Annotated in this window: 14 protein-coding genes; 5 read left to right on the top strand and 9 right to left on the bottom strand. The window is 72.2% G+C overall.

The window, feature by feature from the left end:
* Positions 1-16 precede the first annotated feature (16 nt).
* Complete coding sequence (locus tag ACF073_RS10895) at positions 17-583, bottom strand: TetR/AcrR family transcriptional regulator (protein ID WP_392068462.1); 567 nt, start codon at positions 581-583, stop codon at positions 17-19.
* Between the two features lie 122 nt (positions 584-705).
* Between ACF073_RS10895 and ACF073_RS10890 the strand changes: the two genes are divergently transcribed.
* The gene (locus ACF073_RS10890; protein WP_392068459.1) at positions 706-1629 is read left to right on the top strand and encodes an SDR family oxidoreductase; all 924 of its coding nucleotides are present in this window, start codon (positions 706-708) and stop codon (positions 1627-1629) included.
* A gap of 120 nt (positions 1630-1749) precedes the next feature.
* On the opposite strand, the gene ACF073_RS10885 is transcribed toward ACF073_RS10890, so the two are convergent.
* Positions 1750-3945: an MMPL family transporter gene (locus tag ACF073_RS10885; RefSeq protein ID WP_392068457.1), complete on the bottom strand. Its 2196-nt coding sequence runs from the start codon at positions 3943-3945 to the stop codon at positions 1750-1752.
* A 388-nt stretch (positions 3946-4333) separates the two neighbouring features.
* Between ACF073_RS10885 and ACF073_RS10880 the strand changes: the two genes are divergently transcribed.
* Both ACF073_RS10880 and ACF073_RS10875 read left to right on the top strand, forming a co-directional pair.
* Positions 4334-5155 carry a DUF1684 domain-containing protein gene (locus ACF073_RS10880; protein WP_392068455.1) on the top strand — a complete coding sequence of 274 codons (822 nt, stop codon included), beginning with the start codon at positions 4334-4336 and terminating at the stop codon, positions 5153-5155.
* Positions 5156-5259: 104 nt separating this feature from the next.
* Entirely contained in the window at positions 5260-6108 is an 849-nt protein-coding gene (locus ACF073_RS10875; protein ID WP_392068453.1) for an alpha/beta fold hydrolase, read from the top strand.
* 186 nt (positions 6109-6294) lie between these two features.
* On the opposite strand, the gene ACF073_RS10870 is transcribed toward ACF073_RS10875, so the two are convergent.
* The 4 genes from ACF073_RS10870 to ACF073_RS10855 form a co-directional block, all read right to left on the bottom strand.
* Positions 6295-6957 (bottom strand): ScbR family autoregulator-binding transcription factor, encoded by a 663-nt coding sequence (locus tag ACF073_RS10870; protein WP_392068451.1) that lies wholly within the window; start codon positions 6955-6957, stop codon positions 6295-6297.
* 163 nt (positions 6958-7120) lie between these two features.
* A complete protein-coding gene (locus tag ACF073_RS10865; protein WP_392068449.1) occupies positions 7121-7924 on the bottom strand; it encodes a thioesterase II family protein in 804 nt (267 codons plus the stop codon).
* 18 nt (positions 7925-7942) lie between these two features.
* The gene (locus ACF073_RS10860) at positions 7943-8125 is read right to left on the bottom strand and encodes a hypothetical protein (RefSeq protein ID WP_392068448.1); all 183 of its coding nucleotides are present in this window, start codon (positions 8123-8125) and stop codon (positions 7943-7945) included.
* 19 nt (positions 8126-8144) lie between these two features.
* On the bottom strand, positions 8145-8888 hold the full coding sequence (locus ACF073_RS10855; RefSeq protein WP_392068446.1) for an SRPBCC domain-containing protein: 744 nt from the start codon (positions 8886-8888) through the stop codon (positions 8145-8147).
* 939 nt (positions 8889-9827) lie between these two features.
* Between ACF073_RS10855 and ACF073_RS10850 the strand changes: the two genes are divergently transcribed.
* Both ACF073_RS10850 and ACF073_RS10845 read left to right on the top strand, forming a co-directional pair.
* Complete coding sequence (locus ACF073_RS10850; RefSeq protein WP_392068444.1) at positions 9828-11063, top strand: MFS transporter; 1236 nt, start codon at positions 9828-9830, stop codon at positions 11061-11063.
* A gap of 84 nt (positions 11064-11147) precedes the next feature.
* A complete protein-coding gene (locus tag ACF073_RS10845; RefSeq protein ID WP_392068442.1) occupies positions 11148-11555 on the top strand; it encodes an SgcJ/EcaC family oxidoreductase in 408 nt (135 codons plus the stop codon).
* Positions 11556-11632: 77 nt separating this feature from the next.
* Here ACF073_RS10845 and ACF073_RS10840 read toward each other — a convergent pair whose 3' ends face one another.
* From ACF073_RS10840 to ACF073_RS10830, 3 genes are all read right to left on the bottom strand, one after another.
* Entirely contained in the window at positions 11633-13348 is a 1716-nt protein-coding gene (locus ACF073_RS10840) for an LCP family protein (protein ID WP_392068440.1), read from the bottom strand.
* A 214-nt stretch (positions 13349-13562) separates the two neighbouring features.
* On the bottom strand, positions 13563-13916 hold the full coding sequence (locus tag ACF073_RS10835; protein ID WP_392068438.1) for an ArsR/SmtB family transcription factor: 354 nt from the start codon (positions 13914-13916) through the stop codon (positions 13563-13565).
* 140 nt (positions 13917-14056) lie between these two features.
* Positions 14057-15076: an urea transporter gene (locus ACF073_RS10830; protein ID WP_392068436.1), complete on the bottom strand. Its 1020-nt coding sequence runs from the start codon at positions 15074-15076 to the stop codon at positions 14057-14059.
* Positions 15077-15189: the final 113 nt, after the last annotated feature.

The following is a 15189-nucleotide window of genomic DNA, read 5'->3' as shown; positions in this document are numbered from 1 at the left end:
TGCCCGCGTCCGACGGCTACCCGCCCGCCGCCACCGCCTTGAACTCGGTCAGCGCCTCCCGGACCTGCTGCGCCATGGTGCGTTCGTCGGCCATGGCGATCCAGCGTTCGAAGCCGACCTTGAAGATGGCCACTCCGGCCTGGGCGGCCAGGCTCGCGGCCGGCTCCGTGACGCCGCGGGAGCGCAGGGTGTCGGCGAGCGCGTCCGCCAGGGACGAGAGTTTGATCAGCTCACGCTCCAGCAGTTCCGCGTTCGCCGTGATCACGGCGTGCCGCCTGCGTGCGTAGTCGCGCCGGTCGACGAACGCTGCGGAGACCGCGTCGAGCCCCTCGGCCAGCGCGTCGATCGGCGCCGCCGCCGCCGGCGCGTCGGCGACCGCCCCGACGAACAGCCCCTCCAGATCGCCGGCGCCGCCGAACAGCACCTCCCGCTTGTCGGCGTAGTGCCGGAAGAAGGTCCGCTCGGTCAGCCCGGCCCGCCTGGCGATCTCCGCCACGGTGGTCTGCTCGTACCCGCGCTCGCTGTAGAGCTCCAACGCCGCTTCCGCCAGGCGCCCGCGCGCGTTCGGCTCCCATCTACCCATGAGCGGATCCTACGCGATGACAGTGACCGACATCATTCGTCCCGCATCCCATGACAGTCACTGACATAGGGTGTTAGTGTCGATGACAGCCACTGACATCGATTGAGAACTGGGGTCTTCCCATGCGTGTCTTCGTGACCGGGGCGTCCGGCTGGATCGGCTCCGCCGTCGTCCCCGACCTCATCGAGGCGGGGCATCAGGTCATCGGCCTCGCCCGCTCCGACGCCTCCGCCGCCGCCCTCACCACCGCAGGGGCCGAGACCGTCCGCGGCACCCTCGACGACCTCGGCGTCCTGCGGGACGCCGCCGATGCCTCGGACGCGGTGATCCACCTCGCCTTCAAGCACGAGGTGGCCTTCAGCGGCGGCTTCCAGGAGGCCGTCGAGGCCGACCGCCGTGCCGTCGACGCCCTCGGCGACGCGCTCGCCGGCAGCGACCGGCCCTTCGTCCTGGCCTCCGGCCTTGCCGGCCTCACGCCGGGACGGGTCGCGACCGAGCGGGACATGCCCGTGACCCACGGCTCACCCGTCGCTGCGCGCGGCGCCACCGCCGAGGCCGTACTCGCGCTCTCCGCGCGCGGCGTCCGCTCGTCCGTGGTGCGGCTCTCCCCGACCTGCCACGGCGACGGGGACAACGGCTTCATGGCGACCCTGGTCGGCATCGCCCGCGCCAAGGGCGTCTCCGGGTACATCGGCGACGGCGGCAACCGGTGGGCCGCCGTGCACCGGCTCGACTCCGCGCGGCTGTTCCGGCTCGCGGTCGAGAAGGCGCCCGCCGGGTCCGTGCTGCACGGTGTGGCGGAGGAGGGTGTGACGATCCGGGACGTCGCGGAGGTGATCGGCCGTCATCTCGGTGTGCCGGTCGTGTCGGTGGCGCCCGAGGCCGCTGCCGAGCACTTCACCTGGCTGAGCGGCTTCCTGGGTATGGACGCCGCCGCGTCGAGCGACCTGACCCGCGAGCTGCTGGGCTGGGAGCCGGTCCACCCCGGCCTCCTCGCGGACCTCGACAAGGGCCACTACTTCCACCGGCCGGCCGCCACCGGGTGACCGGCTGAACCACCCGGCGGCCGGGGGCGGAGCGGCGGCGACCGCCCTCCGGCCCCGGCATGAGAAAAGTCCTGCCGGACCACAAGGCCCGGCAGGACTCTCCGATCACACCGACCGCCGCTAGCCGCGACGCCCGGCAGGATCGACGGCCGTGCTGCCCTGGTCCTCGTCGCCCAGGACCGGCCCGGAGGCTGCGGTCCCGGTGCCCGTGCCGGCGGCCGGCGCCGCTGCCCGGTCACCGTGGCCCGGCCACCAGGCGGCATGGCCTATCAGGGCCGTGAGGCTCGGCGTGAAGAACATCGCCATGACGAACGCGGCCACCGTGATGCCGAAGGAGACCGCGAAGCCCATCTCCGAGAGCAGCGAGTTGCCCGCCAGCATCATCGTGGCGAAGGTCGCCGCCAGGATGAAGCCCGCCGCGGCCACGGTCGGCCCGGCGTGCCGGAGCGCCATACCGGCCGCCTCGCGCGGCGACCTGCCCGCGCGGGCCTCCTCGCGCAGCCGGGCGATCATGAGGATGTTGTAGTCAGTGCCGATGGCGACCACGAAGAGGTACATGATCACCGGCAGCATGAACATCAGGCCCGAGTGGCCCTGGGCGCCCTGGAAGATCCAGACGGTGGCACCCAGGGTGGCACCGAAGCCGAGGCCCACGGACGCGATCAGGTACCAGGGTGCGACCACACTGCGCAGCAGCAGCCCCAGGATGACCATGATCAGAAGCGCCGCGACGGGGAACACCGTGCGGTAGTCGTGGTTGACCGCCGCGTTGATGTCCTTGTAGATCGAGGACATGCCGCCGACGAGCGCTTCGGTACCGCCGGGCGCCGCGGAGTGCGCGACGTCACGGACGTCGCCCACGGCGTCGATCGCCTTGTCCGTCGACGCCTCGTACTTCAGCGTGACGGTGAAGTCGGCGGTGGTGCCGTCCTTGTTGAGCTGGGACATACGGACGCCGGCGACGCCGTCCACCTCGCCCAGCTTCTTCGCGTACGCGTCGAACCCGGACTTGTCGAGCGGCTTGCCGCCGACGGAGGACAGGTAGACGTCGGTGGGCGCCGCCGCGCCCGCCGAGTACGCCTTCTGCATCTCGTCCTGGACGACCATGGACTCCTTGGTCTTGGGCATGGAGCCCGATGCCAGGTCGAAGGTCGCCTTGTAGCCGAGGGTGCCGGCCGACAGGGCGAGCAGGACGAGACCGGAGGCGATGGCGGTCACCGCCGGGCGGCGCTGGACACCACGGCCGAGGGCCGCGAACCGGGCGTTCTCCGGCTCCTTGCGCCAGGACTTCGAGGGCCAGAAGACCTTCGGTCCGATGAGCGAGACCACGGCCGGGATCAGGGTCAGGCCCGCGACCAGGGTGGCGCCCACCGCGATGGCGAGCGCCGGGCCCATCTGCTTGAGGAAGCCCAGCGTGGACAGCACCAGGGCGAGGAACGCGATGATGACCGCGCCGGCCGCCGAGGCGATGGCCTCGCCGACCCGGGCGACCGCGTTGACCATGGCCTCCTTGGGTTCGTCCCCGGCCCGCAGACTCTCGCGGTATCGGAATATCAGGAACAGGAAGTAGTCGGTACCCACACCGAAGAGCACGACGATCAGGATCGACGAGATCGAGCTGTTGGCCTGGAGGTCGAACAGCTTGGTGGCGTAGGCGATCAGGCCGTTGGCGATGGCGGACACCAGTCCGATCAGCACCAGAGGCAGTACGGCGAGGATGGGCGCCCGGAAGATGATCAGCAGCGTTACCAAAATGATGACAAAGGTACCGATACCGATCAACGCCTGGCCGCGCTTGGACGAATCCTGCTGGTCCAGCGCTTGCGCGGCGGAACCGCCGAGCTTGACGTCGAGATCCGTGCCCTTGGCCAGCTTTTTGGCCTCGTCACGCAACTCCTTCGCCGCGTCGGCCTGTTTGGGCTGACCGGCGTTCTTGCTGTCCATCTGCACCAGGGTCAGGGCGTACCTGCCGTCCTTGGACGGCTGGCCGGGGACGACCTTCTGTACCTGATCGATGTGCTTCTTGCCCAGTTCAGAGGTGATCCGGGCAACGTCTTTCTGGTCCGCGGCGCTGAGCTTGCCGCCGTCGGAACGCTGGTAAAGGGCGATCGCGGACGGAGTGAAGGCGCTGGGGAACGCCTTCTCCTGAAGGTCCGCCGCCTTGATGGACTCATAACTCTTGGGCAGGAAGCTGCTCTCGTCACTGTTCGAGGGCAGCCCCGGAGCGGTGGCGACAATCGCCACCGCCGCGATCAGCCACGCCACAATCGTCCAAATGGGATGACGGACGACGACGTTGCCTATCTTTCGGAACATGCGGAGGGTCCTCCTGAGAAGGAAGATCACCGCAGCCCGGGGAGCGGACCCTGGCATCGGCGACCCCGACCGGCACGGTGAACGGACCGGTCGCATGGTTGTCTTGAACCCACATCCTAATGACCGTGGACACACATCCGCTCAGCAGACGCGCCCACCTCAACCCGGCCGGTTAAATCCAGCCATTTTTCAGGACAATTCCGCTGTTGAAGAGTGAACGGCCCGTAAACAACAGCTGTTCAGCGGGAGATCGGTCGCCGCGGCGCCGGAGAACCGGCCCCCGGCCCTGAAGTCCGGAACACCCTGGCGGACGGGATGAACGGGCGCTGCCACGCCGTTGAACAGTACACGGGACTCGATCCGCAGCGGCGTGAAGAGGGAGCGGCCAATGACCGTCCAGGACATCGATCGGATGCGTTTCGTCGAGGAGTGGGAGGAGTGGCACCGGGCCAAGGAGGAGACGCTGGCCGGACCGCACGGCTTCCTCGCGATCACCGGCCTGCACTGGCTGGCCCCCGAGCCGGCTCGCTTCGACGACGCCCCCGGCGCCTGGTCCGCCACCGCCGACGGTGTCGTGGTCGAGCTGGCCGAGAACGAGGAGCTGACCGTGGACGGCACGGTGGTACGCGGCCGGTACGTGTTCGGGATCGTCCCCGAGCGGGAGAGCCGGTACGCCGGCTGGGGCGACGCCCGGCTCGAAGTGGCCCGGCGCGGCGGTCACGACATCCTGCGGCCCCGCCACCCCGGCAACCCGCTGCGCACCTCCTTCCGCTCCACCCCCGTCTACGCCCCGGATCCGCGCTGGGTCGTCACCGGCCGCTTCCTGCCCTTCGCCGAGCCCCGCCCGGTGACGGTCGGCGCCGCCGTGGAGGGCCTCGAGCACGTCTACGACTCCCCCGGCCAGGTCGAGTTCGAGCTGGCCGGCGCCCGGCACCGCCTCACCGTGTTCAACGGCAAGGCTCCCGGCGGCCTCATGGCGCTCTTCACCGACAGCACCTCGGGCGTGACGACGTACGCGGCGAACCGCTCCGTGCAGATCGCCGCACCCGGACCCGACGGCACGGTCACCGTCGACTTCAACCGTGCGGCCAACCTCCCGTGCGCCTACACCGACCTGGCGACCTGCCCGCTGCCGCCCGCCGAGAACCGGCTCCCGGTCGCGGTCGAGGCGGGCGAGCGGATCCCGCTGGAGCGCGGCGGGCAGCTCTGACCCGGGGCCGGCCTCGGCACCCTCCGGCGCCGGAATATCCCGTGGCCGGCGCCGAGACCCACGAGGCATGATCAAGATCGGAGAACGGCGGTACGGGGGTGGAGATGGCGTGGACCGAGCGCGTGGTCGTCCGGGACGGCGTCCGGCTGGTCTGCCGTGACTGGGGCGGTCCGGGACCGGCCGTCGTGCTGTTGCACGGTCTGGCCGGCCACGCGGGCGAATGGGACGTGCCGGCGCGGCGGCTGAGCGAACGGTTCCGGGTGGTCGCGGTCGACCAGCGCGGGCACGGCGCGAGCGAGCGCCGTCCGGCCGATGTCTCGCGCGCGGCTTTCGTGGCCGACGTGGCGGCCGTCGCCGAGCAGCTGGAGCTGGAGCGGCCCGTCCTGATCGGTCAGTCGCTGGGCGGGCACACGGCGATGCTCACCGCCGCCGCCCGTCCCGAACTGGTCCGCGCGCTCGTCCTCGTGGAGGCCGCGCCCGGCGATCCCGATCCCGGGAGCCCCGGGACCATCGGCGCGTGGCTGGACTCCTGGCCGGTCCCGTTCCCCTCCCGCGAGGCGGCGGTGTCCTTCTTCGGCGGCGGCCCGGCGGGCGAGGGCTGGGCGACCGGCCTGGAAGGGTACGAGGGCGGCTGGCGCCCCCGCTTCGACCGTGACGTGATGGTCGCCTCGTTGGCGGAGAACGCCCGGCGCTCGTTCCGGTCCGCGTGGCGGCAGGTCACCTGCCCCACGATGGTGGTGCTCGCCCAGTCGAGCTTCATCCCCGGCGCGGACGTCGACGCGATGCTCGGCCTGCGACCCGAGACGCTCGCGATGAGCCTCCCCGGCACCGGGCACGACCTTCATCTCGAACGGCCGCACGTCCTCGCCGGCCTCTGCGAGACGTTCCTCGCGGACCTGGCCCCAGGCTGCGGGACGTCCCCGGTCCGGCTACGGGGGCCAGGTACCCGGTGACGAGGGCGGCGAGCCGGACGTAGGGCCCCGCCGGGTACGCCAGACCGTCGGCCGGCGGCGGCACGCGCGGTCTCGGCGGTCCTCCGGCAAACCGTCCCAGCGGTTTGATACGGCTCGACGGCCGGGCCCGCCGTGCTTCGGATCGGAGGAGAAGGCCGCGAGGGGAATCGGACGCGGTGGTCGGTTTCAGGCGGGGGCGCCGACGAGGGTGTGCGACCTCTCGTGGGCCTCGGCGATCACGCGGGCGCCCCGGTCCGGCGCGGTGTCCAGCCGGACGAGCACGGCCGGGGCCGCGATCGCGGGAAGGAAGTGGCCGTACAACGCGGACATACGGTCGTCGAGGTCGGCCCAGCCGGCCACGGCCTGGGAGACGAACTGCACGCCGATCCAGGCGCCGAGGAAGGTCTGGGCGGTCTCCTCGGGCACGACGTGCGGGAGTACCTCGCCGCGTCTCTTGGCCGCCGTCAGAACGCACGAGGTCAGCCGGGCCCAGGCCGGCCAGGCGCTGCCCAGGGCGTCCTGGCCCTGGAGGTCGGCCGAGAGCCGGACACCGGCGAGCAGTACGGGTTCCTGGGGGAGCCGGTTGGCCAGGGTCATGCCCGCGTCCACCCACTCCTGCAGCTTCAGCTCCCGGGGTAAGTGGTACTCGGTGCGCATCTGCTCCTGCAGCACGCCCCGCGCGAGGGCCTCTTTGGAGTCGAAGTGGAAGTAGAGGGCGCCCTTGGTGACGCCGGCCCGTCTGAGGATCTCGGCGATGGTGGCCGCCGCGTATCCGCGTTCGGCGAAGACTGCCGCGGCGGCTTCCAGAACAGCGCGTCGGGTCCGGACAGCTCGCTCCTGCTGAGCCACGGACCCTCCCTCAAGCTGAAAATTAAACCATCCAGCTCATACCATACCGCACGGATGGTCAACAGTCGGGTGGGCAAAGGTGGTTGGCGCGGACCCGGTCCCGGTCCGGTGCGGCCGTGCCTGCCGCCCTCCGGCCCCGCGCCAGAGGAGCCCGCCGGACGGGTCAGAGAAGGCGGGCGCTGATGTCCCGGACCAGTTCGGCCTCGTGCGGGACGAGGTAGAAGTGGTCGCCGGGGAAGGTCCGCAGGGTGAACCCGTCCGGTGTGGTCAGCTCCGACCAGGCCCGTACGTCCGCGACCGGCACATGGGTGTCCGCCAGGCCGGTGTAGGCCGTGATGGGCGTGCGCAGCGGGACCGGCCGCGCCGGGCGGTGGGTCTCGGTCAGCCGGTGGTCGGCGCGCAGCCCCGGCAGCAGCAGGTCCCGTAGTTCCGGGATGTCGTGGACCTCGGCCTGATAGTCCCCCAGCTCCCGTGCGACGGCGAGCAGTCCGGCGTCGTCTCCGGTGTGCGCCTCGGCGGTCGCGGCCCGGTGCGGGGCGGCGCGACCGGAGACGTACAGCCGCTCGGGGCCCAGCCCGCGGGCCTCCAGCCGCAGCGCCACCTCGTAGGCGATGGCGGAGCCCATGCCGTGCCCGAAGAGGGCGACGGGCAGATCGGTGTAGGGGGCGAGGGCCTCGGTGACGGCGTCGGCCATCTCCGCCATGTCCTCGATGCACCGCTCGGCCAGGCGGTCCTGGCGGCCGGGGTAGCGCACGGCCAGCAGGTCGACGCCGAGGGGCAGATGGGCGGGCCAGCGGTGGAAGAGGTGGGCCGTGCCGCCGGCGTGCGGGAAGCACACCAGGCGGCGGGCCGTCCGGGTCGCGGCGCTGCCGTGGACGTGGAACCAGCGGTCGGCGGTGGACCGGGCCTGCGCCTGCGCCTGGGCCTGCGGGACGAGCGGGCAGCTCGCGGGGTGCGGCGGTGTCATGGTCGGTGCCCTCCGGACTCAGCGGAACACGTTGAACGAGCGGGAGTTGAGCAACGACAGGAAGTAGGGCAGCTTGTCCACCGCCCGCTTCGGTACCTGGGCGGTCTGCACGGCGTCGTGGATCCGGTCGGTCACCACGAGCGTGTACACGCCGTCCTCCTCGACGAGTTCCGCGGAGTACAGGTGGGTCTCGTTCGGCATGAGGGGGTCCTTCGAGGGGTCAGGGTGCCGTCAGGGCCAGCCACGCGGTCCACGCCTGTTCGGCTTCGTCGGTGTGCGGGCCGGGTGAGAAGAGGTGGTGGCCGGCCCAGATCGGCCAGTTCCAGGCGCTGCCGTTGTAGAAGCGGTAGAGGGCGTGGGCCGTGCGCAGGCCGAGGAAGTCGCCGTCGGTGTGGTCGACCACGGCCTCGACGGGTCCGCCGGGGGCGTCCGGGAGGGTGACCTCGACCGGGTCGCCGGCCGCGGCCGAGGCCGGTACGCCGAGCCGTTCCCGTACGGCGGCGAACGCGTCCGGGGAGCGCGCGGGTGCGGGCCGGGCCGCCTTGATGTAGGCGGCGGGCCGCCCGTCGAAGTGCTCCAGGTACTGGGCGAGGCTGTGCTGGTAGAAGTCGACGTGCTTCTCGGCCGCCGCGGCCCGGACGTCCCAGCTGTCGTCCGGGGTGCCGGTGTGCACCCAGTGGATGCTCATGGAGAGGCGGGAAGTGCCGTCCTCCAGGGCCTGCACGGTGTAGCTGAGGGTGTTGCTGAAGCCGTCCAGGTCGGGGGTGCGACAGGCGAAGCGGTGCGGGGGTTGCCAGGTGAGCACGGTGGAGGAGCCCCGGGAGACGGTTCCGCCGACGCGGGGTTCGATCTCCATCGGGTAGAGCCAGCCGAGGTTGCCCTCGCCGGTGGCCACCGCGTGCCAGACCCGTTCGGGCGGCCGGGGCAGCACCTGGGTGCGGTTCACCTTGAACTCGCGCGGCACGGCGTTCACTTCCTCTCGGTGGGCGGATCGCGGCGGGCAGGGCGCGGGCGTCCCGGCCGTCGAGCGGGGGGCCGGTCGGACTCGGCGCCCTGCGGACGAGCGGCGCGCGACGATGGCCCCCGCCGCGCCGCCGGCGACCGCGAGGGCGGGGCGGAGCGCCCTCCCGGCGGGTTCTGCGGCCGTCCGCGACGGCGCGGCGGGGTGTTCGGGGGCGATGCCGTCCTCGTGCGGTCGGCATTGCCGGCAACGGTAGGCACGCGGACCGAATCGCTGCTCTGGATTTCCCGCGGCGCTCCGGGGATCACCTCGGCGGCGAAGTCGGTTTTCCCGACCGAGTCCGAAACGGTCGCGCGTTGCCGCCCAGGCGTATTCGGGTGACCTCTGACGCCACTGCGGGCAGGCCGTTCAACGGCCCCCGAGTCCATCAGCAGTCCCATGTCGCGGTGGATTCCCATGCCTCTCGGCACAATCTTGTGGCAAGCGGTGTTCGGTCGGTGGGCACGCATGCCGCGTACGGTCGGCGGAGGTCCTGAGCTGATGAAATAGCCAGCCGAGTCGCTTTCCTCTGCTTTCTTGATGCTTTTCCAAGGGGGCACGAATAGCGATCGAAACGTGCGGCATCACCACCATTATCCGAGCAACTTCGGCTAGACCCAAGGCGGTTCCGGTAACCTTCACCCGAACGGGTTATTGCCGCCGCGGCGACCGCCGCATTCCAGCCAGGCGTCCCGGTCATCGCGTTATGCCAAGCACTCCGGCACCCGCGCGCCATAAGACTCCGCCCTCATTCCTCGCTGCATATATTCATCGAGCGAGCCTCGCTTTTCAGCCATTCGCCCGGGGCGTCTCGCCGGCCCTCCGCCCGATCGCTCCGCCGAGTCCACCACCGGCGGATGAATTCGGTTGCGGTGATGCCGGTGAGACCGGTGAGCTGAGTGCATGGGCGGTGTCACGGAGCAGGCGCGCTGGGCCGGGCCGGAGCGGGAGCGCGGGGGCGCACCGCGACCGGCTTCCCGGCGCGGGCCTGCCGTGCTCGCGGCGCTGATGCTGGCCGCCTTCACCTTCAACACCGTGGAGAGCCTGCCGGTCGGCCTGCTGGAAATGATCTCCAAGAGCCTCGGGGTGTCACTGTCCGCGGTGGGCCTGCTGGTGACGGGCTACGGCGCCACGGTTGCCGTCGCCTCGCTGCCGCTCGCCCACGTCCTGCGGGCGGTGCCCCGCCGTCATGTGCTCACCGGGCTCCTCGCCGCGCTGGTCGTGTCCGGTGCGGTCGCGGCGTCGGCCGCGTCCTACTGGCCGCTCCTGGCGGCGCGGCTGCTCGCCGCCCTCGCCCAGGCGCTGTTCTGGGCCGTGACGGGACCTGTCGCGGTGGGCCTGTTCGCGCCCGGGGCCCGGGGGCGGGTGGTCGGGGCGCTGTCGGTCGCCGGTTCGCTCGCCCTCGTGCTCGGGGTGCCCGCCGGAGCCTGGCTCGGCCGGCACTGCGGCTGGCCGGTGCCGGTCGCCCTCACGGCCGCGCTGGGTCTCGTCTCGCTCGTGACGATCGCGGGGCTGCTGCCGACGACGCGTCCGGAGGAAGAGCCCGCGGCGTACGGGGCGCGTCCCGATGTGCGCCGGTTCGGCACCGTGCTGGCGGCCGGATTCCTCTCCGCCACCGGAGCGTTCGCGGGTTACACCTACGTCGTGACGTTCCTGGGCGACGTGAGCGGGTTCTCCCCCGGCGCGGTCGGCACGCTCCTCGCGGTGTTCGGCACCGCGTGTCTGGCCGGGGTGAGTGTCACCGCGGCGTTGCTGGACCGCTTCCCGTACTCCGCGCTGACCGCCGCCGTGACCGTCCAGGCCGTGGGCATGCTCGGCCTGTACGCGGCCGGCGCCCGCCCGGTACCGGCGGTGCTGTTCCTGGTGCTGACGGGCGGCGCGCTCGGACCGGTGTTCATGGCGGCCCAGAACGCGATGCTGCACTGCGCCCCGGGCCGCACGGACATCGCGCTGGCTGCCAACTCCGGTTCCTACAACGCCGGTATCGCGGCCGGCGCCGCGCTCGGCGGGCTGATCCTGCCGCTCGGCGGTGTGCGGGACGTCTTCCTCGCCGGCGGGCTGCTGACCGTCGGGTCCTGTGCGGCGCTGCTGCTCGGCGCGCATCCGCTGTCGCGGGCCGCGGCGGTGTCCACCGGGTAGCGCGGCCGTTCAGCGGGTGCGGGCGGTCCCGCGGTCGCCACGGCCCTTGACCTCAAGTCCACTTGAGGGATCAGAGTGAGCCGCGTGAACACCGAGACCGCAGACATCGAGGCCATCGCGGACGTCGTGGCCCGCGTCGAACGCGCCCAGCGCGCCAAGGACGCCGAGGGATTCCTCGCACTCTTCCACCCGGACGCCGTCTGGACCACGGCCCATGGCAAGGTCCTCCTCGGCTTCGACGCGATCGCCGCGTTCACACGCGCCGTACTGCCTGCGGCGAGCTGGGACGGCGACGTCACCTACGAGGTGGTGCACACACAGTTCCTGCGGCCCGACGTGGCGGCCGTCAAGGTCCGCCAGATCTACCACTCGGCACAGGGCGACTCGGCGGGCGCACCGCTCTATGTCATGACCAGGCACAGTGACGGGAGATGGCTGCTGCACGCCTGCCAGAACACGGAGGTACGGACCGGACAGGACCGGTCCGAGTAGCCGGTCAGGCGGAGGCGGAGGCGGCCTGCTCGGCGAGTTCGGCGGAGCACGCCGGGTGGCCTCGTGCGCCGGGGCGGTCAGGAGTCGGAGTCGGGCTTGCCGCGTGCCTCCGCGTACGCCTCGGACGGTGTCATGGGGACCCCGTCGAGCGTGACCGTCTTGTAGGGGCTCACCTTGGCGCAGGTCTTGGCCTCGTCGGCGGTGGAGGCGTGGGCGTTGGAGACGGCCGCCCTGGTGTCGGCGGGCGCATGCGAGGCGGCGGACTTCGCCGGGTAGTGGCCGCCGCTGGGCCAGTCGCCGCCGACCACAAGGGTCAGGCCGCTGTGCGTGCCCTGCTTCAGTCGGGAGGAGGGCAGGCCGAGTGCCTTGGCGACCGTCCGGGCAGCGGCCTCCTGTCCGGCGCCGTAGGCCAGCGTGGTGCTGTCCGCGGGGCTCGGGGCGTTGCCCGTTGTGGTGGCGGGGCTGAAGCCGTGTCCGGTGAGGGCGGTCGCCACGGCGGAGGCACGGCCGGTGATGCCGGTGCCGTTCTCCACCGTCACGGCGATCTCGGACGCGGGCACGGCGGAGGCGGTGGACTTTGCCTTGGCGGTCGCGGACGCGGCGGCGGACTTCTTGCCGGAGCCGGTGGTCAGGGACTGGTCGCCCGCGATGGTGGCGAACAGGGACTTCGCGCCGGGACCGGCGACCACACGGTTCTCGTCGGCCGGGTCGGGCGCCGTCTGCATCGTCGCGAAGGTGATCCGCTTGGTGGGCACCTTGTTCACGTCGGTCGCGAGCGACATCAGTCTGCTGACGCTGCCGAGCCCGTCGTCCACGGTCAGCGCTTTGGTGGCGGCGTCGGCGAGCTTGTAGACCGCGGAGGGGTCGGTGAGCGTGCCCGCGCTCTTGAACTCGCGGATCATCGCGCTGAGGAAGATGTGCTGCGAGATCGTACGGCCGAGGTCGCTGCCGTCGCCGAAGCCGTGCCGGGAGCGGACGAACTGCAGCGCCGCCTCGCCCTTGAGGGTGTGGGTGCCCTTGGACAGCTTCAGGTGCGAGTAGGTGTCGTAGACGTCGTCGCTGACGCACACGGGGACGCCGCCGACCGCGTCCGACATCTTCACCACGCCGGAGAAGTCGAGCCTCACGAAGTGGTCGATGGGTATGCCGGTGAGCTGGTGGACGGTGGCCACCTGGCAGGCCGGCCCGTACTGGAGCGCTCCGTTGATCTGGCCGTAGTAGCCGGGCGTGGACTGGCCGGACTCACGGTCCCGGCAGGAGGGGACCTTGGTCATGGTGTCGCGGGGGATGCTCATCACGGTGGCGTTGGAGCGGTCGGCGGATATGTGCAGCACCATCTGCACGTCCGCGTTGCTGCCGGTCTGCACGCCGGTCGCCGAGCAGCCGCCGCCGAGCTTGCAGTCCGCTTTGCTGGTGCGTCCGTCCGAGCCCATCACGAGGATGTTGATGGGGGTGCGGCCGAAGGCGTCGGCCTTCTCCGTGCCGCCCTTGCCGTCCAGCGAGACGCTGCGGATGTTGCCGTCGAGGTGCTCGTAGAACCACCAGCCGGCACCGGCGGTGACCACGATCAGGGCGGACAGGCAGCTCGCGGTGATCTTCAGCACCCGCATGCCGCGCCTGACCGGGCGGGCCCGGCGGGAGGGGTTGCCGCCACGCGCCCGCGCTGCCGCACGGTCCGCGGCCCGGCCTCCCTGGCGGCGCGTCCCGTCCGGCTCCGCCGCGCGCTGTCCGGGAATCCGCGCACCTCGGCCGCGGGTGGCCTGCCCGGCGGGCCCGTCCCACGGGTCGCTCATCTCCCACTCCCCTGAACGGTCGGGCCTGCGGCACATCGGTTGCGTAGTTGCGCAATCTAACAAATGCCCTGCCCGCACGGCACGCATCCATACGCGATTCACAGGTGACGTTCAGCGCGGCGCCCCGTTCGCCCCGGGGCACCGCGGAAGCGGGAGTCTACGTGCCCTTGCCGGGTGCCCGGCTTCGGCGCGCGTTCCCGGTCGTACGAGGTGGTCAGCCGCGCGGGCGCCGGCCGGGGACCGGGGCGCGGTGCCGGTCGGCCCCCGCCGTGCCCACCATGGCGTGGACCAGGGTCACGACGTCCGGGGCGGCGACGCGGTAGACCTGCTGTCGGCCCTCGCGGCGGGAGCGGACCAGCCCGGCGAGCTTCAGCTTCGCCAGGTGCTGGCTGACGGCGGGCAGCGCCCCGCCCACCCGGTCGGCCAGCCGCGTGACGTCGCTCTCGCCGTGTGAGAGGGCCCACATCAGATGGAGCCGGAGCGGGGCGGCGAGCAGGGCGGACGCGGCGGCACCCGCCGCGAGGACCTCGGCGGACGGGTCCTCGGCGCTCCCGGCATGGTCCGTCACGGCCCGCTTCCCTCCTGCCCTCGTCACAGGCGATGCTCGTCCGCCCACCGAGTGTAGGCATTCGGGCCTGGCGGCCAAGGCGAGGACGAGGGGGGAGCCGGGCGGCCGAGCGCGGTGGTCCTGGCTCCGGCCGGGGCCCCTCACGCGGCCGGGGCCGGGGTGCCGGACGGGTGCGGGGGTGCCTCGTCGGCGGCGGGGGTGCGGCCGGTCAGCCGGGGGAAGGACCGGGCCGCGGCCAGGTAGCCGAGCGTCGTCAGCACGAACGGCCAGGTGAACGCGTGGCCGCCGGACGGGGCCAGCAGATGGGCGACGGCCGGTGTCACGGCGGTCGCCGTCGCCGCGCCGAGCAGCGCGTACAGCAGCGTGACCGGCGCGGCCGTCAGGAACACCCCGCACAGCGCGAGGGCGACGAGCACCGCGTTGCAGCCCATCGTGCCGTCGGCGATCCGGGCCGCCGGCGCACCGAGCGCCCACGCGGTCAGGACACCGGTCGCACTGCCCGCGCAGGCCGTCAGCCCCGCGGTCAGGCTCGCCAGGAAGAGGCCCGCTAGCAGCAGCGCCCCCACGTACCACTCGTCGAGGAAGAAGACCTGGGACACATTGCGGAAGAAGGCCCGGCCCAGGTCGCCCGCGCCGAGGGCGGTCGGCGCCGGGACGGCGCCGGGCAGCGCGGCGAGGCTGCCGCCGTGCGGCCAGATCCGCCCGAAGGCGGGTGCCGCGACCGTGATCGCGCTCGCCAGCAGGCAGTACGGCAGGGTCAGCGGCGGCAGGTGCCATACGCGCAGCAGCCGGACCACGGCCGCGGTGGCGACCGCGGTCACGACGCAGCCCACGGCGGCGAGCAGCATCGTGGACAGCCGGTCCGCGTCCAGGAACACCGCGCAGCACAGGGCGAGGAGGCAGGAGTTGAAGCCTTCGAGGCCGCGCTCCACCCGGTCGCGGGCCACGTGCAGCAGCCGCGCGGTGCCGGTGCCCAGGGCGGCGCCGCCCAGCGCGTAGCCGCCGTAGCGCCAGTCGGCCGCGGCCAGGGTCAGGCAGAAGACGGCGCCCGTGCGCGCGTCGGCCTGGAACATCACCTGCGCCGGGCCGCGCAGCACGCGCGCCCCGAAGCCCGCACCCCGCACCCGACGCCACCACCGGACCATGTCCGACCGTCGCACGCCCGCCCCCTCAACCGACGCGACCCCACCATTTTCCGCACTGCGACATGCATCTTCCGGCATACGATACTTCTTGTCGAGATCGCATGCCGGTGCACGGCGCGGCGCGGCAG

This window comes from Streptomyces sp. NPDC015171 (genome assembly GCF_043079545.1).
In the GTDB taxonomy this organism is placed as follows: Bacteria; Actinomycetota; Actinomycetes; order Streptomycetales; family Streptomycetaceae; genus Streptomyces.
This window is presented reverse-complemented; position numbering and strand designations above follow the sequence as displayed.